Origin of the sequence: Chitinophaga polysaccharea (assembly GCF_007829335.1) — a bacterium.
GTDB lineage: Bacteria > Bacteroidota > Bacteroidia > Chitinophagales > Chitinophagaceae > Chitinophaga > Chitinophaga polysaccharea_B.
In genome coordinates, this window is record NZ_VIWO01000009.1 from 74,900 (window position 1) to 100,753 (window position 25,854).

At 46.8% G+C, this 25,854-nt stretch carries 27 protein-coding genes and 1 tRNA gene; 15 read left to right on the plus strand and 13 right to left on the minus strand.

The annotated features are described in order from the left end of the window. Positions 1-61: 61 nt before the first annotated feature. Complete coding sequence (locus tag FHW36_RS25065; RefSeq protein ID WP_145673225.1) at positions 62-481, plus strand: VOC family protein; 420 nt, start codon at positions 62-64, stop codon at positions 479-481. 275 nt (positions 482-756) lie between these two features. Further along, on the plus strand, positions 757-879 hold the full coding sequence (locus FHW36_RS30985; RefSeq protein ID WP_262713403.1) for a hypothetical protein: 123 nt from the start codon (positions 757-759) through the stop codon (positions 877-879). Between the two features lie 202 nt (positions 880-1,081). On the opposite strand, the gene FHW36_RS25070 is transcribed toward FHW36_RS30985, so the two are convergent. Continuing rightward, positions 1,082-2,206 (minus strand): T9SS type A sorting domain-containing protein, encoded by a 1,125-nt coding sequence (locus FHW36_RS25070; RefSeq protein WP_145673226.1) that lies wholly within the window; start codon positions 2,204-2,206, stop codon positions 1,082-1,084. Between the two features lie 1,198 nt (positions 2,207-3,404). Here FHW36_RS25070 and FHW36_RS25075 point away from each other — a divergent pair. Beyond that, a complete protein-coding gene (locus FHW36_RS25075; protein WP_145673228.1) occupies positions 3,405-4,424 on the plus strand; it encodes a toxin-antitoxin system YwqK family antitoxin in 1,020 nt (339 codons plus the stop codon). Between the two features lie 251 nt (positions 4,425-4,675). Here FHW36_RS25075 and FHW36_RS25080 read toward each other — a convergent pair. Next, positions 4,676-4,759 (minus strand) — tRNA-Leu (locus FHW36_RS25080). A gap of 244 nt (positions 4,760-5,003) precedes the next feature. Here FHW36_RS25080 and FHW36_RS25085 point away from each other — a divergent pair. From FHW36_RS25085 to FHW36_RS25100, 4 genes are all read left to right on the plus strand, one after another. Next, a complete protein-coding gene (locus FHW36_RS25085; protein ID WP_145673229.1) occupies positions 5,004-6,215 on the plus strand; it encodes an NAD(P)-dependent oxidoreductase in 1,212 nt (403 codons plus the stop codon). Between the two features lie 210 nt (positions 6,216-6,425). Beyond that, entirely contained in the window at positions 6,426-6,986 is a 561-nt protein-coding gene (locus FHW36_RS25090; RefSeq protein ID WP_145673230.1) for a TetR/AcrR family transcriptional regulator, read from the plus strand. 87 nt (positions 6,987-7,073) lie between these two features. Then, positions 7,074-8,003, plus strand: coding sequence for an alpha/beta fold hydrolase (locus FHW36_RS25095; RefSeq protein ID WP_145673232.1), 930 nt, complete (start codon positions 7,074-7,076; stop codon positions 8,001-8,003). Positions 8,004-8,047: 44 nt separating this feature from the next. Beyond that, on the plus strand, positions 8,048-9,514 hold the full coding sequence (locus FHW36_RS25100; protein WP_222429180.1) for an MFS transporter: 1,467 nt from the start codon (positions 8,048-8,050) through the stop codon (positions 9,512-9,514). Here FHW36_RS25100 and FHW36_RS25105 read toward each other — a convergent pair. The 7 genes from FHW36_RS25105 to FHW36_RS25135 form a co-directional block, all read right to left on the minus strand. After that, a complete protein-coding gene (locus FHW36_RS25105; RefSeq protein ID WP_145673234.1) occupies positions 9,480-10,151 on the minus strand; it encodes an ABC transporter ATP-binding protein in 672 nt (223 codons plus the stop codon). The two genes, FHW36_RS25100 and FHW36_RS25105, sit on opposite strands and share 35 nt — an antisense overlap. Positions 10,152-10,153: 2 nt before the next feature. Next, positions 10,154-11,416: an ABC transporter permease gene (locus tag FHW36_RS25110; RefSeq protein WP_222429181.1), complete on the minus strand. Its 1,263-nt coding sequence runs from the start codon at positions 11,414-11,416 to the stop codon at positions 10,154-10,156. Then, positions 11,413-12,510, minus strand: a complete 1,098-nt coding sequence (locus FHW36_RS25115) for an efflux RND transporter periplasmic adaptor subunit (protein WP_145673235.1) — start codon at positions 12,508-12,510, stop codon at positions 11,413-11,415. Before FHW36_RS25115 ends, FHW36_RS25110 begins: the two co-directional genes overlap by 4 nt. A gap of 8 nt (positions 12,511-12,518) precedes the next feature. Further along, positions 12,519-13,850, minus strand: coding sequence for a TolC family protein (locus tag FHW36_RS25120; protein ID WP_145673237.1), 1,332 nt, complete (start codon positions 13,848-13,850; stop codon positions 12,519-12,521). 64 nt (positions 13,851-13,914) lie between these two features. Then, complete coding sequence (locus FHW36_RS25125; RefSeq protein WP_145673239.1) at positions 13,915-14,379, minus strand: GbsR/MarR family transcriptional regulator; 465 nt, start codon at positions 14,377-14,379, stop codon at positions 13,915-13,917. 404 nt (positions 14,380-14,783) lie between these two features. Then, positions 14,784-15,545: an MBL fold metallo-hydrolase gene (locus tag FHW36_RS25130; protein ID WP_145673240.1), complete on the minus strand. Its 762-nt coding sequence runs from the start codon at positions 15,543-15,545 to the stop codon at positions 14,784-14,786. Positions 15,546-15,632: 87 nt separating this feature from the next. Then, on the minus strand, positions 15,633-16,490 hold the full coding sequence (locus FHW36_RS25135) for a helix-turn-helix domain-containing protein (RefSeq protein WP_222429182.1): 858 nt from the start codon (positions 16,488-16,490) through the stop codon (positions 15,633-15,635). Positions 16,491-16,645: 155 nt separating this feature from the next. On the opposite strand from FHW36_RS25135, the gene FHW36_RS25140 reads away from it, so the two are divergent. Both FHW36_RS25140 and FHW36_RS25145 read left to right on the plus strand, forming a co-directional pair. Next, entirely contained in the window at positions 16,646-17,614 is a 969-nt protein-coding gene (locus tag FHW36_RS25140; RefSeq protein WP_145673244.1) for a YjgN family protein, read from the plus strand. Between the two features lie 6 nt (positions 17,615-17,620). Beyond that, positions 17,621-18,697: a M48 family metallopeptidase gene (locus tag FHW36_RS25145; protein WP_145673246.1), complete on the plus strand. Its 1,077-nt coding sequence runs from the start codon at positions 17,621-17,623 to the stop codon at positions 18,695-18,697. A 146-nt stretch (positions 18,698-18,843) separates the two neighbouring features. Here the strand turns inward: FHW36_RS25145 and FHW36_RS25150 are convergent, their stop codons facing one another. Then, complete coding sequence (locus FHW36_RS25150) at positions 18,844-19,221, minus strand: iron chaperone (protein WP_145673248.1); 378 nt, start codon at positions 19,219-19,221, stop codon at positions 18,844-18,846. Between the two features lie 433 nt (positions 19,222-19,654). Between FHW36_RS25150 and FHW36_RS25155 the strand changes: the two genes are divergently transcribed. After that, positions 19,655-20,395, plus strand: coding sequence for a LuxR C-terminal-related transcriptional regulator (locus FHW36_RS25155; RefSeq protein ID WP_145673249.1), 741 nt, complete (start codon positions 19,655-19,657; stop codon positions 20,393-20,395). On the opposite strand, the gene FHW36_RS25160 is transcribed toward FHW36_RS25155, so the two are convergent. Next, positions 20,392-21,444, minus strand: coding sequence for an AAA family ATPase (locus FHW36_RS25160; protein WP_145673251.1), 1,053 nt, complete (start codon positions 21,442-21,444; stop codon positions 20,392-20,394). The genes FHW36_RS25155 and FHW36_RS25160 overlap by 4 nt on opposite strands. Positions 21,445-21,599: 155 nt before the next feature. Between FHW36_RS25160 and FHW36_RS25165 the strand changes: the two genes are divergently transcribed. The 4 genes from FHW36_RS25165 (at position 21,600) to FHW36_RS25180 (ending at position 23,691) form a co-directional block, all read left to right on the plus strand. Further along, positions 21,600-22,301: a DUF2461 domain-containing protein gene (locus FHW36_RS25165; RefSeq protein WP_145673252.1), complete on the plus strand. Its 702-nt coding sequence runs from the start codon at positions 21,600-21,602 to the stop codon at positions 22,299-22,301. Positions 22,302-22,453: 152 nt separating this feature from the next. Beyond that, positions 22,454-22,834 (plus strand): PH domain-containing protein, encoded by a 381-nt coding sequence (locus FHW36_RS25170; RefSeq protein WP_145673253.1) that lies wholly within the window; start codon positions 22,454-22,456, stop codon positions 22,832-22,834. A gap of 9 nt (positions 22,835-22,843) precedes the next feature. After that, positions 22,844-23,167, plus strand: a complete 324-nt coding sequence (locus tag FHW36_RS25175) for a hypothetical protein (RefSeq protein ID WP_145673255.1) — start codon at positions 22,844-22,846, stop codon at positions 23,165-23,167. Positions 23,168-23,217: 50 nt separating this feature from the next. Next, on the plus strand, positions 23,218-23,691 hold the full coding sequence (locus FHW36_RS25180) for a hypothetical protein (RefSeq protein WP_145673260.1): 474 nt from the start codon (positions 23,218-23,220) through the stop codon (positions 23,689-23,691). Positions 23,692-23,699: 8 nt separating this feature from the next. On the opposite strand, the gene FHW36_RS25185 is transcribed toward FHW36_RS25180, so the two are convergent. Beyond that, positions 23,700-24,032 (minus strand): hypothetical protein, encoded by a 333-nt coding sequence (locus FHW36_RS25185; RefSeq protein ID WP_145673262.1) that lies wholly within the window; start codon positions 24,030-24,032, stop codon positions 23,700-23,702. Positions 24,033-24,162: 130 nt separating this feature from the next. Between FHW36_RS25185 and FHW36_RS25190 the strand changes: the two genes are divergently transcribed. After that, a complete protein-coding gene (locus tag FHW36_RS25190) occupies positions 24,163-25,137 on the plus strand; it encodes a D-2-hydroxyacid dehydrogenase family protein (RefSeq protein ID WP_145673264.1) in 975 nt (324 codons plus the stop codon). 3 nt (positions 25,138-25,140) lie between these two features. Here FHW36_RS25190 and FHW36_RS25195 read toward each other — a convergent pair whose 3' ends face one another. Then, entirely contained in the window at positions 25,141-25,617 is a 477-nt protein-coding gene (locus FHW36_RS25195; protein ID WP_145673265.1) for a group II truncated hemoglobin, read from the minus strand. Positions 25,618-25,854 lie beyond the last annotated feature (237 nt).

The window sequence follows — 25,854 nt, forward strand, 5'->3', positions numbered from 1 at the left end:
ACCGTAAAGAAACCTAACTATTTATTATCGCAAACTTTATTCACCAGAAAAAATTAAAACAATGGCAAAACAAGTATTTATCAACTTACCCGTAAAAGACCTTCAACAATCATTGGACTTTTATACGGCTTTAGGCTTTGCTAACAATCCTCAATTTTCAGACGACGCCGCTAAATGCATGGTATGGAGTGAAAACATTTTCGTGATGATAATGACACATGAAAAGTTTAAAACTTTTGCAACTAAGCCATTAGCAGACACAAAATCAAATTTAGCAGGACTTTTTTCATTATCGTTAGACAGCCTGGACGAAGTGAATAATTTAGTAACAAATGGATTGAATGCAGGAGGAATTGAACCAAACGAGTTGAGAGATTACGGTTTTATGCAACAGCGCACCATTGAAGATTTAGATGGGCACACCTGGGAAGTTTTCTACATGGATATTACTAAATTCCCAACTCAACAATCAAACGAATAAAAAATACCGGTAACGGAGAGGCTCATTAATACTGACATAGAGCCACAAAAAAGGCCTTGTAATTTATCGAATTACAAGGCCTTTTTAGGTATCACTTAAGAGAATTATCGAACCGGGAGATGGAAGATTTGACGCTTATTTTTAAGCTAAAAACATTAATGGGATTAAAACCCAATAAGCTATTTCAAGTCTCAGAAACGAATGTCGTTGAGGTAGTTAAAAAGAATATTTTGAGGCAAAAACCTTCATTCCGGTGGATAATACACTGTGAGGTAATGAATGATCATCAAGCTATTAAGGCAGAGGAGAAGGCATACGAACTAACACCTAAATTAAGAGATATCATGCAGAAGGAGATAGACGATAACTATTCCGTATCAAAGAAGAAGTGGGGATGATTATTGAGACCGAAATAGACCGTATTTATAATACCCCAGAGTTAGCCCATCTGCTTGTTCCAAGAAGTGAATAATATAATTATATAATTAGATAATTAGGGCAATCTCTGAGGTTATATCCGGATTTTTAACTATTTAAAAAGGCTGTCTCAGAAATAATTTGAGACAGCCCTGTTTTGAATTGAAAAGAGCTTGTTAACCTCTACATGGAGTGAGAAATCACCACAACCTTAGCCGATTTTTCTTTGCCTGAAATTACCTGTAGGATATAAGTACCTTCTCGGACATCCTGTACCCCCATCCTGATTTGTTGTGTACCGATAGGCAGCTTCATGCTTTTGATTTCCCTGTAATTCAGATCATAGAGTATCACAACCCCATTGACAACTGCTTTGGCTACTTTACTGGTGGCCTCACCATCTGAAAGTTGTATGTTAAGCTGACTGGTCGCAGGGTTAGGACTAACCGTAAATGGCAGGCCATTGATATCCAGGTCCCCTGTCCGCCTGAAATATCCACTCCATCCGCACTGATTCCGGTATTCTACCATCATATTCACAGCGCCCGGTAACGGTTGAAATCTGGGCTTGTTCATGCGCACATCTATAGCGCTTTTGCTCGCATTGGAATTGATGATAACACCGCCACCTATAGTCCATTTACATTCAAGAATACCCTGGCTACCTGAAGCCAGGTCAACAGAAAATGGATAAATCTGCCCGGCAGCGAAATGCATTCCGTTGACTTCAAATCCTCCAATCCCGGTAATGGGTGGAATACCGACAGCGATACTTTGGCGTACCGTGTCACTGTTGCCGCATCCGCTGCTGGCCACCACACGGATAATATCAGAATAATTTCCACCGACTGAAGATACCTGTACGCTGTTGCCACTGGCGCCGGCAATAGTAACAGGAGCTGCTAGTCCATTAATCCGGATATTGGCATTGGTGGCCGTCCAGGTATAAGATGTCGCATCAGGATAGGCAGGCACGCTGAATGTTGATGTACTACCGTCACAAACATCGGCTCCCGTGATAGCACCCAACTTCGGCTTAGGCCTGGAAATCGGGACTTGGCTGATCCGCGTTTTGTTACAGCTGTCATGTTTGGCAATCAATGCCACTATACCCTCAGCGCCATTATTAATATCGATGATAAACTGGTTGGCAGAAACCCTCGTAACCGGCCAGCCGGCATCATTGCTTACATCAAAGGAATTCGCATTAACAACACTCCCGAAGGTAACGGTAGTGGTTCCCCTGAATGAACAAGGAAAGGACCTGGTCATAGAAACACTCTCCCAGGGATCTCCAATGGCAAACACAGTTATCGCTTGTGAAGTGTCTGTAAAAAGAGTGTTATCAGTCCAACGTATTTTGGCAACGACACGCGGTTTTTTGCCTACGTTCTCTGTGCTAGGAAACCTGATATAGCATTGAGAACCTTGAGGTTCAACGACCCCAAGTCCATCAATCACGGTATAATCAATAGTGTAGTACGGTCTGGTGGTAGAATACCAATAACTATATTTCTGATCAGGACATATTTGGAACAATCCCATTACCTGGGCATGTAAGGAAACTGCAAAAAAAATACTGATGCACAAAACAGATAGAAATTTCATGTTGTTTGAAGGATTTTTAGATAATAAAATGAATAGGATTATTATCGTTCCGGATAACAGAACAATAGTGGATTTTCATATCAAGCGATAAAGGATTAACGGAAAATAGTAGTACTTGAAATCATAGATATTTTTTTAGATTAATGATAATGAAAACAGATATTGGTTATTGAGAACGGGCACAAAAGAGTCGCCGCATATCGGGCAGACAGGTTACACAGCACAAAATATAGAAGCAAGTTAATCATTACAGGCCGACTACAAAAATAAATCCGACACTTGACATTTTTACAAACGCCGCCGAAAAAAAGACGGAAGGTTCTGTGTAAGACGTATTCAGGCGCATTCATATCATTGTCAGCAATGGACGTAGTTTGCTCTGGGCAGGAAACAACACTATAAGTAAACTTTAAATACCCTTAAAATAAAATTTCAAAAATTAAACACAGATAACTATGTTAACTGGTACAGGGAGTTATTGTACAAACGGGAATTTGCAATAGGTAATGAATGGCGAATCGCCAGGTATATAAATACAGGTGGGACTTATACGCACCTTACACGCGTAACAATGAAATTAGAAGAATCAAGTACTGTGGATCGACGTTTATATTTTATCGATTTAGCCGGGGTTGAAGGAGGTTAGGAAAATGCTTAGAAACTTGATAGTTTCGCTGGACCTATATTAAAGGCGCTATCAGAGCTACTTTTCACGGTTTTAAATGCATGTGTAAATCAATTAGTTACAAGGCCCTTTTATGCCAGGAACAGGAATTGAACCTGCACGCCGTCGATAATATCCTCACACTGTTAACAATCTTCCTGGTAAGATATTTGCACCAGATATAGTATTGTAATATTGCATACCTTGCGGCGTCAAAATCCACACCTCAAAACAATGAAAAGACCTGATACTGTACCCGAAGGCGCCGTCCATAATGACACGGACAAAGAATGGTTGCTTGGCGAAGCCAATGAAAACAACCAACGCATCGGTCATTGGAAAATATGGCATACAGAAGGCTACCTCTGGGTATCCATCAACTACCGTGATGGTATCCCTCCTTATCCTACCCAACGTTTTCACCCCGATGGTACTATATCACAAGATGGTGAATGGTATGGCGGCGCTAAATATGTAGGCCCGGTACGACTGATAAAAAGTGATCATCCTACTTCTGAATATTTCCCTCCCGGTAATGACGATAGTATATGGATCGCGGAATTTGATTATGTAGATGAATACATTTATAATGCCCAGCGTTATTACGACAAAGATAACCGGGAGGTAAGTTCAGATGGAGATCCGTTGCCGGTAAGACCCCACAATGTATTTGCACGCGCACATTTCGTGCAACCTGCCAGTACAGGAACCAGCTGGATCATGGGCACTGTTGATACCCGTATCGCCAGGTATATTGGTGAATACCTGGAATGGGATCTGGACGGGAAACTGTTGGTAAAAAGACTTTACAGTACTTCCGGCAAGGTGTTGGAAGACTATCGATATGAATTCGAAGGGAAGTTAAGTCGCTCTTCTCTGTATGATAAAGACAATCCTCAAGATGCCGAGGATACCTACTACTACAGTGGTACAGCCACACCGGTAGCAAAAATCAGCACGGTTAGCCGTAAACAAAACAAAGATGTAATCAGTACCTATTTTGAGAAAACAGGACAGGAACTCTATTCCATACGCAAAGAAGAATTATCTCCTGTTCATAAGCGCAGTTACTTCAACGATGAACTGGTTTGCGAAGGACATCTCTCCTCCGATAAAGGCGGCTTCCCCGAAAGCGCCGTCTACTATGCTTCAGGAGGCAGCAAACTCATTGACTTCACCAATAACGGAGATGGCACCGGTATACCTGGCGTTTGTACGACCCGGGCGGGCAAATGTTACGCCAACTTAGCGTAACAGAAGAGCTGGACGATCATTTTCAGTTAATAAGATGGGATGCCTTCTTGCCATCCTGGGGTAGTTATGATGTTAATACAACCAGCACTGATTGGGAAAGCGTAGTCGCCCGCTTTAACCATCACTACGATGAACTGAATGCTAAAATTAAACTGATTGAAGTTATACGACCATATAAGCCATACTTCATGAATTTGTTGGCAAATAAAAAAGGCTCACGTACGTGAGCCTTTTTTATTTGGTAGTTACTGTGCCCAGAACAGGAATCGAACCTGCACTCCGTTGCCGAAACAAGATTTTGAGTCTAGCGCGTCTACCAATTCCGCCATCTGGGCAATCATTTTATAAGAACTCTCCGCGTCAATTGCGGGATGCAAATATAGAAACTCTTTTTTAATCTCCAATATTTTTTTTCATTTTGCCTGATATTTTTCCCAATATTGTGCGCTTTTATTAAAAGTGAAATCTTGTATACCGGCTACCATAAAGGATTTTAGTATATACAGACTGGATTTATTTTGTCGCATAAAAAATTTACAACCACCTTCCTGGTTCACTAAAATACCGTACATTCAGCGTATGGAAAGCACGATTCATATAGGACTTATCAGGGAGGAAAAACTGCCGCACGACAATAGGGTGGCGTTTACACCCAAACAATGCGTTTGGATACAACATCACTTCCCACAGGTACGCCTATACGTACAGCCATCTCCCTGGCGCTGCTTCAAAGACGAAGAATATGAGAAGGCCGGTATTTACCTGCAGGAAGACCTTTCCCACTGTTCCATCCTGATGGGCATCAAAGAAGTGCCGGTAGCGAAATTAATAGGGGGAAAAACTTACCTGTTCTTCAGTCATACGAAAAAGAAGCAGCCGCATAATCAGCAAATGCTGCAAGCCATCCTGGAAAAGAGCATAACACTCATCGATTACGAATGCCTGGTACATGCCGATGGACAGCGTATCCTGGGCTTTGGCTTTTTTGCCGGCGTAGTTGGCGCGCACAACGGCCTGATGGCTTACGGCGAGAAAACCAGGCAGTTTCATTTTAAACGGGTACATACCTGTCACGATTTCCAGGAGCTGATCAGCCATTATTTTGGAATTAAACTGCCTCCAATGAAAATGGTGATTACCGGCTCTGGACGCGTGGCTGCGGGAGCCCTGGAAATTATGGGGTTGCTCGGTATCAAGTACATTCCACCGGAGGAATATCTGATCAATAAGTACAGCTACCCGGTATATACCCAGCTGAAAGCGGGGGAGCTGTACCTGCGTAAGAATGATAAAACATATAGCAGAAGCGACTTTCACGCACATCCGGAGGAATACGAATGCCGTTTTCTTCCTTATGTTACCGTGAGCGATATTCTCATGAACGGTATTTACTGGGACCATAACATTCCTCCGCTCTTCCAGGCGGATGATCTGAAAAAAGATAATTTCCATATCCAGGTGATTGCAGATATCACAGATGATACCAATGGCTCTGTGCCTTGCAACCTGGGCGACAGCACCATTGAACAGCCGGTATACGGCGTAAACCGGGATACCATGGAGCAAACAGCACCCTATCTTCCGGGCACTGTCGATATGATGTGCGTGAGCAATTTACCCAATGAATTACCCCGGGATGCCTCGCAATATTTCGGCGACCAACTGATGAAATACGTGTTTGAAGAATTATTGAAAGCCGATAACGAGATGATCCGGAAAGCCACCATCGTGGATAAGGGCCGCCTGACGCCAACTTTTCAATACCTGGAAGACTATGCCAGGAGTATTTAATAAATCGCACCTCAGCAAGAACAGCACAATGAAGCGACCTATAACACTGCTGTTGGCAAGTTGTCTGCTATTGGCCACCTATTTGGTGCAGGCACAGCTACAAACCCGTACCGCCTGATCGCTCATCGTGGTGGGGTAGTTTTTTTAAAAAATAGATAGACCTATCTATTTTTTGAAAAACTTTTATACCTTAGCAGCTCAAATAAGGTTATGAAGGAAAAAGTAAAAGTAAGAGACCGTATCCTGAACGTGGCCACCGATTTGTTTTATCACCAGGGATTTAACCAAACGGGGATTAACCAGATCATTGCCGAGGCCGACATTGCCATTGGCTCCCTGTATAATCACTTTCCTTCTAAAAACGACTTGCTGCTGGCCTACCTGAGGAAGCAGGAAGAGGAGTGGTTTGACGGCCTGGAGAAATTCACCCAGGGTATCAGTCAGCCCCGCGAAAGAATACTGAAGTTTATCGACTACCGGATTGCACAGCAGCAACCGGACTTCTACGGTTGCCCTTTTATCAAAATCATTGCGGAGATAGGAACGCAGGACCAGCAGGTACAACAGTTGGTGGAAGGCCATAAAAACAGGCAACGTATGCTGTTGCAAGGGCTCTTTCAGCAATTGGACTACGATGGCCCGGTGGATAAGAAACTGCTGGCGGATAACTTCTTCTTAATGGTGGAAGGAGCCACGGTAAACGCCACTATCTCGAGGAACATCAAAGCGCTGGAAGGCGTCAAAAAATTTATAAAGAAAATGATGGCCTGATTTATCAGTCCCGGTACCGGGACTTTTTTTAATGCTAAAAATAAATAGATATATCTATCTATTTTGTTTATCATCAAATTAATAAATATGATACCTCGCGATGAAACCTTTAGGGGGACCTTTCCCTTTGCGCCTTATTTCAGCACGGCGCCTGGCTTTAATATGCACTACGTGGATGAAGGTAAAGGACCGGTAGTGCTTTGTTTGCACGGAGAGCCCACCTGGGGTTACTTATTCAGGCACCTGATCCGGGAGCTTTCGGATACCCACCGGGTCATTGTTCCAGACCATATGGGATTTGGAAAGAGTGAAACGCCGGCAGGCCGTACGTACTGGCTGCAGGACCACATCGATAACCTGGAAAGGCTGGTGCTGGACCTCGATTTGCAGGATATTACCCTGGTGATGCATGATTTTGGCGGCCCTGTGGGAATGGGCCTGGCAGCAAGGCATCCGGATCGTATATCCCGGGTAGTAAGTGTAAATGGGCCCGTTGCTTTTGGGCAAGCCGGTTTGCCAGCTGCTTTGGAAGCCAATGCCCAGGAGTCGCCCTGGTTCTGCTGGATATTGCAGGCCGCGAAGGAGGAACGACTGGAAAGCGTACTCAATGAAAGCGGTTACAACATCCTCAGCACGCTGAAGCTAAATGGATTTGAACGTAACGAACTCATTACGCCCACCTGGCTGGAAGCTTATGGCGCTCCTTTTTCAACTCCGGCCGACTGCGCCGGCGTGCTGGGATGGGCAGCAGGATTTGCCGCCGGAGTCCATCGGTTTGAACAACCGGACATGGTGGCGTTGGAAAAGATCAGTCGTTTGCCGGCACTCGCCATCTGGGGAACCGCCGATCACACCCTGCAGGGGAAATATTTTCTCCCGCTATTCCGGTCGCTGTTCCCGGAAGGCGAGGTGTATGAACTGCCTCAAGCCGGGCACTATAGCCTGGAAGATGCGCCTGATGCAATAGGGGAGCTGATTGGCCGGTTCCTGGAAGCGACCACTGTTTCCGTCATTTAATTTTTTTTATTTATAAATAGATAGATCTATCTATATAATTATTTATGAAACAAAAAACGTCCCGATGGTTTTCCATGCTTATCGTATCGTCCGCCATTTTCCTGGCGGTGATCGACATATTTGTAGTGAATGTAGCACTGCCGGCTATCCAGAAAGGACTGCACGGTACCAATGGTGAATTGCAGCTGGTGATTGCCATTTACCTGCTGGGATATTCCTGTTTGCTGATTACCGGGGGCCGGTTGGGTGACTATTACGGCCGGAAGAAAATCTTTATAGCTGGTATGTTGCTCTTCACGGTTAGCTCCTGCTTTTGTGGACTGGCACAATCGACGGGACAACTAAACGTTGCCCGTTTTTTCCAGGGCATCACGGCCGCTGTTATGACTCCCCAGGGCGTTTCCTATATCCAGGTATTATTTCCGGAAGAAAAGGAACGGATGAAGGCCATTGGCATTTATGGCATCATTGCCGGCTCGGCCTCTGTTATTGGCCAGTTCCTCGGAGGGTTATTGCCAGACACACATTTTGCGATGGAGGGCTGGCGGTTGATATTCTTCATCAACGTACCGGTGGGCATTGTGGCGGTGATTTTCGCCGGACTTTTCTTAAAAGAAACGCCCCGTAACACTTCGCTGAAATTTGACTATGAAGGTGTATTGCTGCTTACCCCCGCGTTGTTCTGCCTGGTTTTTCCGGTAATACAGGGCCGGGAACTCGGGTGGCCGGCCTGGAGTGTGGCAATGCTCCTGGCAGCGGTACCACTTTTTTACCTGTTTTACATCCACCAGCGGAATAAGCCGGCAGGGGGAAAAGAACCATTGATTAATATGCAGCTGTTTCATTATAAGGACTTCCGCATCGGTTTGTTCGCATCCCTGTTTTATTTCCTGGTACAGGAATCTTATTTCCTGATCACGGGTGTATTCTTTCAAAATGGCCTGGGCATTCCTTCTTATACTACCGGTAGCTATTTTGTATTCCAGGGAATCGGTTATGTAATAGCGTCTATTTTATCGGTAAAACTGATCCCCTCATTTGGCAAGAAGGTACTGGTGGCGGGCGTGGTTATCATGATTAGTGCTTTCGTACTGCATATTCTTTTCCTGGATAATCTGCAGGCCGGGCCATTCACATTTGCTGCCATCCTGTTGCTATACGGCATTGGATGTGGCGCTGTACTCCCTTCTTTACTGGCCTTCTCCCTTAAAGGTATTCCGCATGAATTTGCGGGAGCAGCATCCGGCTCTTATTACACCGCTCAACAATCTGCTATTGCTATGGGCGCTGGTATTGTAGGAGGCGTTTTCTTCTGCTTCACGGGAGAGAATCCTTCTTTGCAGGAGTATGTTATGGCCTACCGCGCCGCCGCTATATTGAGTATTGCGATGCTGGTCATCGTGATTGGTTTCCTGGTGATATTACCCGACAGCCACACCAGTACTACCAGGAAAGTGCGGAAGGCGAAAATGCCCATTAATCCGCAATCCTTCCATCTACCAGGTGAATAACCTTATCAGAACGACGGGCAAAGTCATCGTCATGTGTTACGGTGAGGATGGTTTGTCCCCGTTCTGAAGAGAGCTGGCGAAAAAGATCAAAGACAATCGCCGCATTCTGGCTGTCGAGATTGCCAGTCGGCTCATCGCCCATGATGATCAGGGGCTCGTTGATCAGTGCCCGGGCAATGGCTACACGTTGTTGTTGCCCCCCGGAAAGCAGCGATGCGCGCTTGTTGGCTTGCGCATCCACACCCAGTAACTGCAGCAGGTCCATCGCCCGGTGCTCTATTTCAGCGGGGGGATAACGAGCCAGTTTTAATGCGGGCAGCATCACGTTGCGGAGCGCCGTGAATTCGGGTAACAGGTAATGAAACTGGAACACAAATCCGATATGATGATTCCGGAAGTCGGCCAGCCACCGGTTGCGTTTGCCCTGCATTTCCTCGCTGTTAATGCGGATACTGCCTTCAAAATCGGTATCCATGGTAGACAACAAGTATAGCAGGGTAGATTTACCACTACCCGATTTCCCGGTGATGGAAACGAAATGGCCCTTTTCAATGTCCAGGTCTACGTTATTTAGCACCTGCATTTTGGTGGGCTGGTAAAAGTATTTATTGATGTTCCTAACTTCTATCAGGTTCATGGTTATCCTCTTAATATAGTGATCGGATCTACCCGCGCGGCTTTGCGCGAAGGCAGGTAACCGGCAAGGGTAGTGGTAAGCATCCCGAAAGTGAAGCCGGTAACGTAATACACGGCGCTGAAACTTACAGGCAGATGGTCCAGCGTAATCATCACATCGCTCTTATAAGGCATTTTGGAAATGCCGTACGCCGCCAGGAATCCGAATACCAGGCCCATTAAGGCGCCGGTGATCCCAATCATCAGCGCCTGTACCAGGAATATCCAGCGGATGTCTGTATCGGAAAACCCCATGGCTTTAAGGATGGCTATATCTTTCATCTTTTCATAGATCATCATGGTAAGGATGTTGAAAATACCAAAGCCGGCTACCAATAGGATAGTAACGGCTACGCCATATACAATCATTTTACGGAGGGCATCGCCTTCGAGCAGGGCGGAGTTGTCCTGTTTCCAATCGGAACCATGAAAGCCGTATTTAGCCTGCAATTCCGGTAACATGGCGGGGGCCAGCTCCATATCATGCAGTTTTATTTTGATGTCGGTGATATAGGATACCGGTACTTCCAGGAACCGTTGTACGGTATGCAAACTCGCATAGCTTTGTTGTTTGTCGATGTCGGTAAGCCCTGTCTTAAAGATGCCGGCTACTTTTACAGAAAAGTTGTTGCCTTTGTCGGTCGTCACTTCGAGGCGGTCGCCAGTTTTAACATTGAGTCGCCTGGCCAGTCCAATGCCAACCACCAGGCTGTTGGGCAGGGTAGCCAGCTCTTTGAAGCTGCCCTCTACCAGTTTGGCTTGCAGGTTAAACAGGGCATTTTCCTGTTCGAAGCGAATACCGTTGATGGTGCCATTAATGCTACTGGAGCCCAGGCGATAAAAGACCTGGGTACTGACAGCGCCGGAAACGGCGGCTACGCGCGGGTCCTGCTGTAATGCCTGTACCACCTGCGGGCCATCTTTCAGGTTGAGCAGGATGTCTTTTGGTTTAACATGGCTGACCAGGTTGATGTTACCGGGATAGGTCCTGTCGATAATGTTAGCGGGCGCCGTTTGTATTTCGTTGTATAGCCGCAGGTGAGGCGATTGTTCAAACGCTACCGCCTGTACGAAATCATTGGAGCCTTGTATGAAGCTGACCATAAAAATGAAGACGGTAATCCCAAAGGTGACGCCGGCAGTGGCGATCAGCGTTTGTTTCAGCCGGGCGCGCATATGGGTGAATGCGATGGTGGCGGCCAGTTTGATATTGGTAATTAGTTTCATGGTGCTTCTTTTAAGGCGATGATATCACCTGCTTTCAAGCCGGATTTAACTTCTATCCAGTCGCCGTTGCGGATGCCGGCAACAATCGCGGTTTTCTGTATTGCTTGGCCTTGCTGCAGGTACACGCTGTCGCCTTTCAAGAGGTAATTGGCTGGTACTACCAGCGCTGTTACGTGTTCCCGTATAACAATATTGGCCTCCACAGACGATTGCGGGTAAAAGAGAGCGGTATCCTGTACGGCGGCTTCCACCTGGAAGCTGCGGCTTTCCTTTTGTAGCAGCGGAATAATTTTATTGATGGTCGCTGCAAACTGTTTGTCTTTGTAAACATCGGTTTCGAAATACACTTGCTGGCCGCTATGTATTTTGCTGATGTCCCGTTCATCTACCAGCAGTTCCAGCTTGAATGAGCCGGGTTGTCCTACCATTACTACGGGGTCATTGAGCTGCGCCAGTTCGCCGGGTTTCAGGTATACCTTGTATACGCGTCCACTCACGGGGCTTTTCAGCACTTTGCCTTCGCGTTCTTGTGCGGTGGCGGTTAGCTGTTGCCGGGCCTGCAGCAACTTGGCGGAAAGGTCGTTTTGCATCGTATAGTACTGATCCTGTAAGGTTTTATATTGTGTAGCGCTGGTGGCGGCCTGTATCCTGGCTTGTTCCGCCTCTTTCTCTGATACCGCCTTGCTTTGTGCCAACTCCGTATAGCGGTTGGCGTTAACCGCATCTTGTTCCTGCTGGGTTTGGGCCAGTGCAATTCGCTTTTTCAATTCCGTTAGCGGAGCGGAGTTTTCCTGTGTATTGGCGCCGGCCAGGGCCACCTGCCGCTGCAGGATGTCCACCTGTTCCAGTTGACCGGGCGTGCCTAACACTGCCAGCACCTGGTTTTGCCGTACGGTGTCGCCTTCTTTTACCAGCACTTTCAGCAGCAGGTCAGCGGAATTGGCTTTCAGGAAATAGTAGGCTTCGGGCATAATTTCCCCGGACGCATATACGGCTTCATTCAAGGTGCGGGCCTGCACCGTATAGGTAACCGTTTTCGATTTGCAGGCAATGAACAGTATAGTCATTCCTGTTATAGTGAGCCATGTTTTCATGCAGATCGTTATTGATGTTGCAAATAGTTGAGTTCAGTGTAGTGTTTGAAAAAGTCGGTACGCGCGTCGTTGAGCTTTACCTCGGCATCATACAGGTCTTGTTGTATTTCCTTCAACTGTATCATATCGATTATTCCTTTATTGATCTTCTGCCTGCTGAGGGTTTCATTTTCCTGTGCCAGCGCAATGTTTTCTTTTAGTACCTGTATATCGCCAGCTGCTTTTTCCAGCAGTAGTTTTTCCTGGCGGTATTTCTTTTCCTGTGCTGCTTCGTATTGTTTGAACCGGCTGGAACTCGCCTGCCATTGGGCTTTCATGCTGCGTGGTTTGGCAGAGATGTTGGACCACGACAGCGGGAAACGCAATTCCACCCCAGCAAAGCCAACAGTAAACCAGGGCGAGCGGGTGACGAAGTTGATTTGATCGCCAAATCCCAGTTGCTGATAAGAACCTTTCAGGTGTAAGCTGGGATATAATGAAGCTTGAATGTGGCGGTATTGTTGCGCCGCGATGGATACTTTCAGTTGCTCCGCCTCATAATCGGGTAGCTGGGTGGCGTTATAATTAGGAATGTCCAGCGGCGGCAAAGGATCTGCAGATTGTGTGTGCAGCAGGCTGTCTGGCGGAAAGCCCATCCAGAATTTCAGATCAAGCCAGGCTTCCTGCAATGATGCCGTGGCCTGTTGTACGGCTAGCTGCCTGTTTTTCAGCAGGGCGGCCGATTGATTGAAAGCAATTTTATCTGTCAGGCCTTTATTAAACTGTAGCAGTACCAAGTCATGGATTTGCTGGTAGTTGCTGTACAGTTGTTGCGTTACCGCCAGGTAGTCTTGCTGCAGCTGTGCGCTATAGTAGGCCATACGTACATTCTTTCGCAGCAGCCGTTGTAAGGAGTGATATTCGCTGTTGGCGGCCTGTTGCTGCAGCTTTGCCAGGCGGATGTTTTGCCAGGTTTTTACATCTACCAGGAGCAGGCTGGCTTCTGCGCCGTAGTTGCCCATCCAGGGGGTACCCATGCGTACCGGTACAAAGGTGCCGGGAGGCCGGCCTACCAGTTCTCCGGGAAATACCTGTACTGGTATTTTCCAGTAGTTGTTGACAGCTGCGGTAATGGTGATGTCGGGGAGAAGGGCTGCCGCCGCCGCTTTCCGGTCTTGCGTTGCCGCATCGGCCGATTGCGCTTTGACAAGCAGTTCTTGGTTATGGGCGCTGGCATAGTCAAGACATTGCTGTAAGCTGAGGGTAGTGGCAGGTTGACCCGTGTCTTTCTCCGGCATGGTTTGTCCCGCCGCTACCCGGATCTGGGCAGCCAGCAACAGAAAAATAATCCCTGTTTTCATCTTAAGTAGTTATTATTCTTTTAGTTCTGAACTTAAAGAACCAGGCGCGACAAAAAAAAAGCCGCTATGGGTGGGCTTTGTTGAGTGCGATGGTCCGTTTCCATCGTTCCATTATCAATGGTAATTCTACCAGCATCATTTTATAGAGCAGGGCTACTGCTTCCAATTCCTCATTCAATGTGTCATCGGTGTGGCGGATAGACCTGATTTCATCCAGGATGCCGAAAAAGACCTTGATCCTGTCGGTCATGGTCTGCTCATTGAAGATGCCGGCCAGGTTGACCGAAAAGTAGCGTTTTCGCTGGCCTCCCACGGTTTTAGATGTGATCATTTTAGTGGATTCCAGCATTTTAATGGCATTAGATACCGCGCTTTTACTCACGCCGAAATACTCAACTATCTGTTCAAATGTAGCCTGGTGGTCTTTACACAACAAGAGATAAATGTAAGTCCGTGCGGCTACCGGTGTAAGGCCCAGACCTTCCATGGCAACGCTCAGTTGCTCAATCTTATCCCTGTGTTTTTCCAATGATGCTGTTTTTACTGGACAAAGTTGGAAAAATAAAATTGGTTTTCCAAAAAGAGAACCGATTTTATTTTAAGAATCCTACAGGAAGAAAAGGTAAATGTGCTGTATCATCTTCCATAAGGCTTATGTACAATGCCCCATAAGTATATGCAGATATTTACAACAGGCTCGTCAACGAACGAAGTAGATATTTTTCAGAAAGCAGTGATAAATGGCGTCGTTATTGTTTCCCGGTTTTTAAAAACAGCTTATGAAAGCAATTGTTCTGCTGGCCACGCTAAAAAAGGAAAGGCTTTCGACTCTGGTAAATAGCAGGGGAGCTGGGAGTGGCGGGCGGTGGAAAAGCAAACGCCCCGCTGTATGCAGAGGCGTTTTTTCGTATATGCTTGCTGTTTAGAAGTACTTTATTGTAGTATTACTACCGCTCCATCCCGGGGTATAGTCAGTTTCCCTTCCGGTACGTTCAACGCATTTGCTTTTTGGCGTAGGGATTCCCGGGTAGTCAGGCAGTGGTCAATGGCTTCCATGTGTACTGCAATTATTTTAGCATGACCGGTTCCTTTTATCAGCTCCATGGTTTGGCTTTCTTCCATGAGGATGGGCGTGTTTTCATAACCCGGCATAACGGCGCCACCGGAATTAATCACCACATAATCTGGCTGAAAGGTCTGGAGGTACCCCGCTATTTCCGGGATCCAGATGGTATCGCCGGCAATGTAAATGGTAGGTTCGCCCGCAGCGCTTAATACAAACCCGCTCACGGTACCCATTTTAAGGAGTACTTCGCCGCTGCCGTGTTCACCGCCTGTTCTCTGGATGGTAATACCCTCCCAGGTGATAGTATCGTGTATAGTGATGGCACTGGTGAATTTTGCGTCCCGGAAGTAAGCTTCATCAGCGGGCTGGTTGATCAGCGGCAGGGCTTTATCTAAGGCTTCACTGGCAGCTGCATCGAAATGATCCCGGTGGGTATGTGTTACCAGTACCAGATCGGTGTCGCGGATGATGTCTGCTATGGGCAGCGGAAGTTCTACGGTAGGGCTTTTCACCTTTCCTGCAATAGAGCCCAAACCTGATTTGGGAGCAAACATAGGATCGACCAATATCTTCTTCCCGGCATAATGGATCACCAATGTAGCGTTTCTTATTAACTGTATGCTCGACATATCAAATGATTTTATACGTCAAAGATACAGGCTCCGGTTGGCTTGCCGGCTACCCAAACAGCACATGAAGCTACCATTTTGATAAGCTTATACAACGGTGTTTTGATAACTGGCCATAAACTCGCTGGTGGTCAGGCCTGTTTGAGATTTAAAGAACCGCATCAGGTGATGGGGCTCAGAGAAGTGTAGCTTGTCTGCAATTTCCGCTACGGTGAGCCTTTCGTGCAGGAGGTAATTTTGGACTTCCGCCAGCAGCCGGTGTTTCATCAGTTGAGTGGCGGTTACGTTGAATTGGGCCTGCACGGCTTTATTCAATGAAATCCGGCTAATCCCCATCAGTGCAGCGTATTCACTGATCCGCTGTTTTTCATGGATATGTACTTCCAGCAGCTTCCTGAACTGGTAGGCATAGTTGTTTTCTGTTTTTTCTATAGGAAGATGATGTTGATGGGCATATTGCCTGTTTAATTTTTGCAGCAGGTAATACAATAGCGACCGGATGATATGCACGCTATCCGGTTTGGTAGCAGTAAGTTCTGTTTTTATTTCCTGCAAGATATGGCAGGCCCTGTCCATTTCATCGGCAGGGATGGTCATGTTCAGTGGGTAGTCCAGCTGGTAAAAGTAAAGCAGGCGATAGGTGAACAGCTTGTCTGCAAAAAAATCATTCAGGAAGTCTTCCTGGAAGATTAGCGTGGTAAAATCCGGATCTTCCAGGGCCACGGGCCATTGTCTTTTCTGGAAGGGGGAAATGAAAATGACGGTATTGTCCCCTATATCAACTTGTCGCTGATCCAGCAATAGCCGGCCTTTGGCTTTCTTAAAGAAAGATATTTCGAAGAAATCGGTGTTATAGGTATTGTTATTGGTCCAGCGCCTTTGCTGTTGCTTGCCGCCAAGCACATTCAGGAGAAAGTCGACGCCGCACTCCGTTTTTTGGAACAAGATAGTTTTTAAAGGTGCTTGCATAGTTGTTGGTCCGGTCGCCAAATGTAAGGAAATATCACGGTCGCGGGAGGCGATATTGATTAGGTAATTTTGTATTGTAAAAAATATTTATATTTTTACTTCATTAATCTATATCATTTTAATCCTTATCTATGGAACAACAGTATAGCCCTTCGGGGACTGTAGCAAGCGCTCCTTCTTTAAGCTTTAAGGGGAGCGGATCTTCTTATTTTGGTATCCTGATCGTAAACATGTTGTTGTCGGTGGTTACACTCGGATTTTATTATCCCTGGGCCCGGGCGGCACGCCTGCGTTATCTTTATTCCTCTACGGAAATGGAAGGTTCCCGTTTTGCCTGGAATGGCACGGGGAAGGAAATGTTTATTGGCTTCCTGAAGGCGCTGGGTATTCTTTTGGTCATTGGTTTGCTGGTGGGTCTCTTTGCCTGGATGAAAGTCCCTTTCCTGGGGGTACTGGTATACCTGGCAGCTATCGTGTTTGTGGTGCCCGTAGCCATTCATGGCGCTAACCGTTACCACTGGTCCCGGACTACCTGGAGGGGTATCCGTTTCGGATACCGCGGCAACCGGAACGAGTTTGTAAAATTGTTTATTAAGGAAATGTTGCTCACCATCGTTACCCTGGGCTTTTATGGTTCCTGGATGTTGATGAATATCCGCAATTACGTAGTTAGCAATATCCGTTTTGGAAGCGGGGAGTTTTTATACGAAGGTGATGGCTGGGAGTATTTCAAGATAAACCTGAAAGGATATTTCCTGACTATTATCACCCTGGGTATTTACAGCTTCTGGTGGCAGGCAGATATTTTCCGCTACAGTATTGATCATACGCGTTTGCTGCATGGCGATAAAGTGTTTAACTTCCGTTCTACCGCATCTGGTAGTGCTTTTGCCGGGCTGCTGATTTTGAATGCCTTGTTGTTGATTTTCACGTTGGGCATCGGGTATGCGTGGGTACAAACCCGTACCATCAAGTTCCTGATGGAGAACGTGGAAATAGAAGGTAATATCGCACTGGATGAGTTGGCGCAAACAGAAGAGGAATATAAAAATGCAACCGGCGAAGACCTGGCAGATATGCTGGATCTGAGCATTATTTAATTACGAATGTTTACAGGACAATTTTACAATCACCAGGTGGCCAAATCTACCACTATTACTGTATTGATAGTAGAGGCAGGTTTGTTACTACAGGTGCCGGGCGCAGAAGAAGGCGTCATCCAGCCGGTATATTGGTTGTTTGCCGATATGCAGCCGGACCTGGTCGACCGCAGCTTTATCCGCATTATCCATCGGGGAGCGGATGCCGGTACGCTGGAAGTAAACGATCCGGCGTTTGTAAAAACGTTCCTGCAATATTATAAGCCGTCGCGAATTACCCGTCTTGAGCAGCTGGTGGTTCGTGGCGGTCTTAAATGGAGCCTGGGTATTGTACTGGTGATGATAGCCCTTTTGCTGGTTGGTAATTTCGTGGTATTACCCTGGTGCGCCGGTATCGCGGCGGAGCGGTTACCGCATTCCTTCGACCGGCAGCTGGGAGAAATGGCGCGTAACAGCAATCCCGAACCGGTGGATACGGCGGCCAGCGCCCTGCTGACCGCCTTCGCCCGGCAAATACAATGGGATACCCGGGATACCCTCACTTTTGTGGTATCCCGCCGGGATATAGAAAATGCGTATGCCCTTCCGGGCGGATATATGGTGGTATATACCGGCCTGCTGAAAAAACTGAAAACGCCGGAGCAACTGGCCGCATTATTATCCCATGAAGTGGCCCACGTTACCTGCCGGCACTCCATCCGCGCCCTCTGCAGCAATATGAGCAGTATGCTGCTCATCAACCTTATTTTCAGTGGAGGAGGTACGCTTACCGGGCAGCTGTTTTCCAATGCGGCATCACTCAATAGCCTGCGCTATTCCCGTAAATATGAAGAACAGGCCGACCTCACCGGGCTGGCTACCCTCCGGGAGAACCACATTAACCAGCAAGGCATGCTGGCGCTGATGGAAGCATTGCAACAACTGGATCACCAGCATCATATCCCGGAGTTTATCAGCACACATCCGCTCACAGATCACCGCGTGCGCTATGTACAGCAACAAATTGCCGAACATCCGGCTACCGCTATGCAACATCCTGCTATGGCAACGCTGTTTCAACAATTAAAGGAGGCTTCCCGTTGAGCTATACCGGTATCGGGTATACGAAATATGCAAAGGAGTAAAATTTCCCGTAATTTGTAGCATACCTGGATACCTGGTATGCTGGGCATTTGACCGGAACCGGCTTACCCGCCGGTACATCTACGCCGGGTTTTAAGACACCGCAGTTACTTTTTCTTTACAGCTGTTTTAGCCGCCAGTGATTCCTTTACCCGGAACTTGACAATTTTAGTAATGAGACCTAACGGCATGGGGGCATTCAGCGGAAACTGTATCGTGCCTTTCCCTGCACGGTAGGGGGCTATTTCTTCTTTAAATGCTTCTGTACCGCTGGGCGTAGGATAGAAGCCGATGTGATTTTTAAACGCGGCGAAATGTACCAGGTTACCCTGTAGCCGGAATGTGGGAATACCATATCGGATAGCTTCTTCCGCATCCGGCGCGGCTTTTCTTATTGTGGCCCGGATTTCTTCCAGTATGGTTTGTATGCTCTTGGGAAAAGTAGCAATGTATGCATCTATGGTATCGAAATTGGCGTTATTCATGGCGGGTGAGAATTTGACCTGTAGCAAATTTACATAGGGATTGCCGGAACAAGGCGGTGTAAAAGCGACAGTATCTGGGGCAGATGCGACATCCCCATTTCAGGTCGCGGGTTCGGCTGGCGCTGTCAGCATAAAAACAAAGCAGGTGTATTCGGAAATAACATAGCGTGGCTGTGAAAGCCGCGCTATGTTTGGGGAACATGACAAGAATGACGGAGAAGGGCGGTTTTTCGAACTCAACTTTATAATGATAAACCATCAGCTGATAAAGAAGTATGGTTTATGGGGTACCGGATAAAAGGCCTTTCAGCGTTTGTCCTGCTATTATTAATAGCTTGTATTACAGCGGCAAAAGTATCATAGTATTCATGACTGGTCAACTGCGTAAATTCGCAGGTTCTCATTTTCTTTGTTACTTTTAGGGCAAAAAAACATGCAATCCGACAGGTTGGACTTAGGAAACTATTCAAAGACTTTTATCACAGACGTACCGGCTGACCTCAACAGTCCGGAGGCAAAGGAATTTAAGAAAACCATCCGGCGCTTCCCGGATGAGGCGATCTATATTTATTCGTTTAAGGAAAACCGCATGTTATATGCCGATGGTTGGGAGGACTTACTGGGGTACCGGGATGATGAAATTACCATGTTAACGATCGTGAATATCACGGCGCCGGAATATGCCCCGTTTTCCAATGAGTTGAACGACAAGGCATTAATGTTCCTGCACAACAAAACCACCGACCTGGAACAATACAGTTTTACGATCGAGTTAAAAAAGATTCATAAAAACGGTACCCACGTCCCGTTGATTTCCAAAGTGGGTGTGTTTAAAGCAGAGCAGGGCCACGTTTCCAGTATCATTGGGCACTCGCAGCGGAATGAAAGTATCAAGCTGGGTAACGTGATGCGCTATGCCGCCTATGGCCCCGAAAAATCGGAGTTTGAAGATGAGCTCAATAAGCAGTTGTTCCGGCACTATGCCATTTCAGAGAAGGAAAAGGAAGCCCTCTCCCTGGTGGCAGAAGGATATTCCTTTAAAGAGATAGCTGCCCGCTTCGGTGTTTCCCAGTCGGCCATCGAAAAAAGGATTATCCCGATGTATAGGAGGTTTGAAGTGAAAAGCCTGACGCACCTGATCAGTTTCGCCTTTGCCAATCATATCCTGCCTTAGCATACAGGTGTTTCGGCTAATTCCAGGTTAAGGGAGAGCATTTTCTCTTTTTCTACGCCTATACTGTGCAGCATATTTTTCCATCTTTCAGATAATTTCCTGGCATCATCGTCATCGCCCAATACCCAGATCACGTTGGTTTGTTTGAGCACCGTGCGGTTAATATCATTGGTAGAAAAGGTATCTACAAAGCTGAGAAAACGCTCGGGGCTGATCAGTTCTTCTTTGATGGGGTGCCCGGGATTAATATCATCGATCACCAGTATAGAAGCCCGGCGCCAGGTCCAGAGGGTGTCGGCGGTAGCGTGTTCGTCCTGTTCAAAGAACATGCAATACAGTTTCATGGCTGAGGTGTATACGGCCGCATGGTGGCGGATAGATAACTCAGTGGCAATGGCCACGCTGAGGCTGGTCTTGCCGCTTCTCTTAGGGCCAAACAGGAACAGGTGCATGCCCTGTACTTCGTTATCCAAAAACCGTTGTACAATGGCCACATCGTTATCCGGTATTTTTTCCGTATTCCATTGGCTGAGGCGGAACTGGAAGGGGTAAGCCGGCGTTTGCAGGTACATTTTGGTGAGATACCAGTAATAAGCGGGGTACATCATACCAATCGCCAGCACAATAGCTATCGTCAGCGCCGTATTGGTAGGAGCGCAACAGAGCGAAGCCGTGAACGCGCCGAACCAGAAGAACAGCAGATCGGTAACGGTATCGAATGCAATATTGCCCCAGGCTGGTTGAAATACATAGGCCTTTTTTACATCACCACGTTTAGAGAGCAGTAGAGGTCCCAGGAAATTGAAGGTTTCAAAAAGCAACCATATCGCGCTTATCACCGAAGCGGCCAAGAGCGCGGCGCTGGTATCTGTCATCCTTTTTTTCAGGAAAAGAAAGAACAGGAAAGTAGGAATAAAGCCCAGCGAGAAATGACCGAACTGGTTGGCCAACCAGGAATACGTAAGCGTAACACCCCGGTAGGAGTCTTTACCAATCAGGTCGGCCAGCAACTGCCGGTACATATTTTTACTCGTAATAGCACGCTTCATGTATACAAATAGGAATAAGGAATGCAATAATAGCCGGCAAAGATAAAAATACTTTGATGAGAAGGCGGTTTCTCTCCCTAAAAAAATCGACTTTTGTAACGGCCCGGCGTAGGCGCATACCCGTGATACGCAGGGAATAAAATTATAGACGCTATATGGCAAAACGTGCAACAGTAATACCACAGATCACCCCGTCTTCCTTTAAATTTTTACAGCAGCTGAAGGCAAATAATAACAGGGAATGGTTTAATGAACATAAAACAACGTTTATCCAGGAACAAGACGCGGTGGCGGCTTTCGCAGATGCGCTGCTGGAGCAGTTGTCGACCCACGACCTGATTGAAACGCCCTCCGGCAAAAAGAGCTTGTTCCGCATTTACCGGGATACCCGTTTTTCACAAGATAAAACGCCTTATAAATCCCATTGGAGCCTGGCGTTCAGGCGGGCCACCAAGCAACGCCGGGGCGGATATTATATGCAGCTGGAACCGGGTAACAGCTTTATTGCCGGCGGCTTTTTTGGCCCTGTAGCCGACGACCTGAAGAAGATCCGGGATGAAATAGCCTTTGATGCGGCGCCACTACGGAAAATATTGAAAAGCAAGACATTTACCTCGCTGTTTGGCACTTTACAGGGCGAGCAGTTGAAAACCGCCCCCAAAGGCTTTGACGCAGATCATGAAGCCATCGACCTGTTAAGGTATAAGCAGTTTTTGCTTATACGCAATTTTTCTGATAACGAGGTATTGAGTGAATCTTTCCTGGCAGAGGCTAACCGTACTTTCCAGGGCATGCGGCCTTTCTTCGACTATATGAGCATGGCGCTAACGGCCGATGCTAATGGTGAGGAAGCATAGTTTTTTATGCGGGAGATCAAAAATCTCCCGCAATCATCCTATATTTATAGGGAATACCTATACCCATGAATGATTTTGTAGCAAATCTTTCTGTTAGGCAGGCCAGGCATGGAATCACATTTTTATAACCGATCACCTCAATACATTTTTATATGGGATTTTTTTCGGGGCTGCTGGGCAATGCCGGAGCCGTAGATCCGCAAAAATTACAACAGGAATATGGTAAATTACTGATAGATACCGAGAAGATCGAACTTGGCTTTAAGCTGATCAGGGACATGTTTATATTTACCAACAAGCGACTCATACTGATCGATAAGCAAGGGCTGACCGGTAGCAAAACGGAGTACCGTAGCATTAGCTACAAAAGCATTTCCCGGTTCAGCGTGGAGTCTGCCGGTACATTCGACCTGGATGCAGAGCTGAAGATCTGGATTTCCGGGGAGCAGCAGCCGAGCATTACAAAACAGTTTACCAAATCAGTAGACGTGTACGAAGTGCAGCGCGTGCTGGCCTTTTATGTACTGGGTTAATAGCAGCTTATGGAAAATGAATCCTCCTCTATTTTTGAGCATGATTTTTTCGCGGCCACGGCTATACGCCGTCGGATTATATCCTGCCTGTTCATCTGGATGGAAAAGAAAGCAGCTATTCTCCTGGCACTTATTGTGACGGCCATTTCTCTGAGTGCACAATGTGCAACAATCATTTACCTGCGGAGCCTGACGCCATCTTTTTCGGGCCAGGCAACTGGTGCTGTCGCCATCATGCTGGAACTTCCTTTCCTCGTGATGCTGATAAAAATAAAGAAGGACTGGGAAACCATGGCGTTTTCAAAAAGTGAACTGGATAGTAAAAGTCTCTAGTATTAATAGTAACAGGGGAACCGGTATACTCCTGTTTTAATTCTTAAGATATGGAAAACGAACCATCCTCCATTTTCGACGAAGAGTTTTTAACGGAAACGACTATACGTCGCCGCGACCTGTTGTCCAGGCCATTAAAGCGATATGTCTGGTGGATCCTGGTACTTGGTAGCCTGGGTATACTCCGCACTATGAAGGAGCTTTATAGGGTTATTGGTGATCCTGACCGGGAAGAACAGGTAATTGGGCAAGCATTGATCCTGGCATCCCTGGTTTTATGGGTCTTATCAAGTTTACTCATTTTAAGGGAAAAGAAACCAGGAATCCTGTTGGCATTGATCGTTGCCGGCATTTCAATATTACTACAGCTTTTTAATATCGGAAGCGTTCTTTTGTGGCCAGGTGATCATCTTAATCCCGTGATTTCCGCCATTGGCATCACTGTAATTAGCCTGGCGCTGGAAATACCTTATGCCATTATGTTATGGAAGGTCAGAACGAAATGGGAAGCCATAGATAGATAACCTTTGCCTTATTCTTCCACCACATGATACCGGTCTTCTTCCACCAGTATTACCGGCTGTGGCACTAATTCCTGCCCTGGTTCCACCTCTGCTACGGTATCTATCATGGTTGTTTCCAAAAAAGAATCGCGGGTGGGGGAGGTAGCGGCATGTACGGCCGGGTGTTTGGGCGTATAGTCGTTGGCGGTACTATTCAAAAAATCCGCTGGAATGCTTTCCTGTAGTACGGTATCGCTGGTAGCATGATATTCAGGAGTCGCGAGGATGCTTTTCCGGTGAGCTGAAAATTTACAAGCGGTGGCTGTCAATAATATACAAACAACGATAGGAAAGAGGCGCATGGGGTAGTTTCCATTTTGTCACTAAGATATAAAAAAATATTGCATTTGTAAAGACTCTTGTAAACAAGACAGGTTTATCTCGTTAATCGCGCGAATGATGGTAACTTGCATAAAATAGTGGAGGAGTTATATGAGTATTGCCATTTTAGATGACTACCAGCATGTTATCCAGGGGCTGGAATGTTTCAATATGCTCGATGAGCAGGAGGAAGTACTTATTTTACATACCGCAGAAAAAGATCCGGCCCGCCTTGCCGCCGCCTTGGATGGCGTAGAAGTGCTGGTGCTGACCCGCGAAAGAACAGATATTAACGAAGCATTGTTGTCCCGCTTACCTCATTTAAGACTGATTAGCCAAACCGGTAAGATTTCCCGGCATATAGACCTTGACGCATGCAACAAATACGGGGTGGCCGTAGCGGAAGGTGTAGGTTCTCCTATTGCGCCGGCGGAACTAACCTGGGCCCTGATCATGAATGTACTTCGCCAGATTCCCGCCGCCATTGAGGGGATGAAGCATGGGAAATGGCAGGTGAATATGGGACAGTCGGTACATGGGAAAACCATTGGCATCTGGGGATATGGTAAGATCGGTAAAATGGTGGCTAACTATGCGAAGGTATTTGGCGCGCGTGTATTGGTATGGGGAAGCGAGGCTTCCCGGGAAAAAGCGCTGGAAGATGGTTTTGATAAAGCTGCCAGCAAGGCGGCCTTTTTTTCCCAGGCCGATGTAATCACTCTGCACCTGCGCCTGAATGAATCCACCACCGGTATTGTCCAGGAAATTGACCTGGATATGATGAAACCCACCGCGGTACTGATTAATACCGCCAGGGCGGAATTAATAGCGCCGGATGCGCTGCCGAATGCATTGAAAAAGGGCCGGCCCGGGTTTGCCGGTATCGATGTATATGAAGAAGAGCCGGTATATAACCCCGATGACGAACTACTGAAAATGCCCAATGTAGTATGCACCCCGCATATTGGCTATGTAGAAAAGAATGGATACGAATTATATTTTGGGGCAGCCTTTGAAAATGTGATCAACTTTCTCCAGGGTACCCCTACGCATATTGTAAACCCGCAGGTATTGCGCCAACCGTAGCTATCAGGGCTGATAGGGGCCGCCGGGTTCTCCCCAACCCCACTTAGGCATGGGTTCATGAGGGTTCATGGTAAGGTTGGGATCCTGGGAATTGATGACGGCTATCCGGGTGCCCCATTCCACATAGGCCACAAAGGCCGACCGGAATTCCGGATCTGCCGGCAGTTCCAGCTCATCGGCGGTGGCTACCAGCAGCTGTACCCATCTTTTCCGGTGTTCCTCCGTGAGATGCCGGCCCAGGTGCTTCGTTACCATTGCCGCATGCGACCCTTCGTTACTGCTATATATTTTAGGTCCTCCAAATACTTCCGCAAAGAAATGCGCCACATGCACCTGGTGGGTGGGCGACATATGCCTGAAGATAGGTTCCAGTAAATCGTCTTTCAATACCTTGTCGTAAAATGCCACCATCAATTTTTCAAATACCGGCATCCCGCCCGCCCATTCATAAAGCGATGGGACCTGTTTATTCGTTTCCATATCGTTTGGTTTAACAATAAATGATAAAGCTACCATCGTTGCACGACGAAAGCAACAACTTACCAAAAAGTAAGTGCAATAAGAAAAGAATATTCCGGTCAGCATTTTTGTTTGTTGGGGAGAAGAAGGGCCAGGCTAACGCCAACGATACTACGTTTTATGCCATGGGTACGCGAGAAAATTTTTCCCGGAAACCAGGGAAGCGGGAATTATATAGGATAAACACATAAAAGAAAC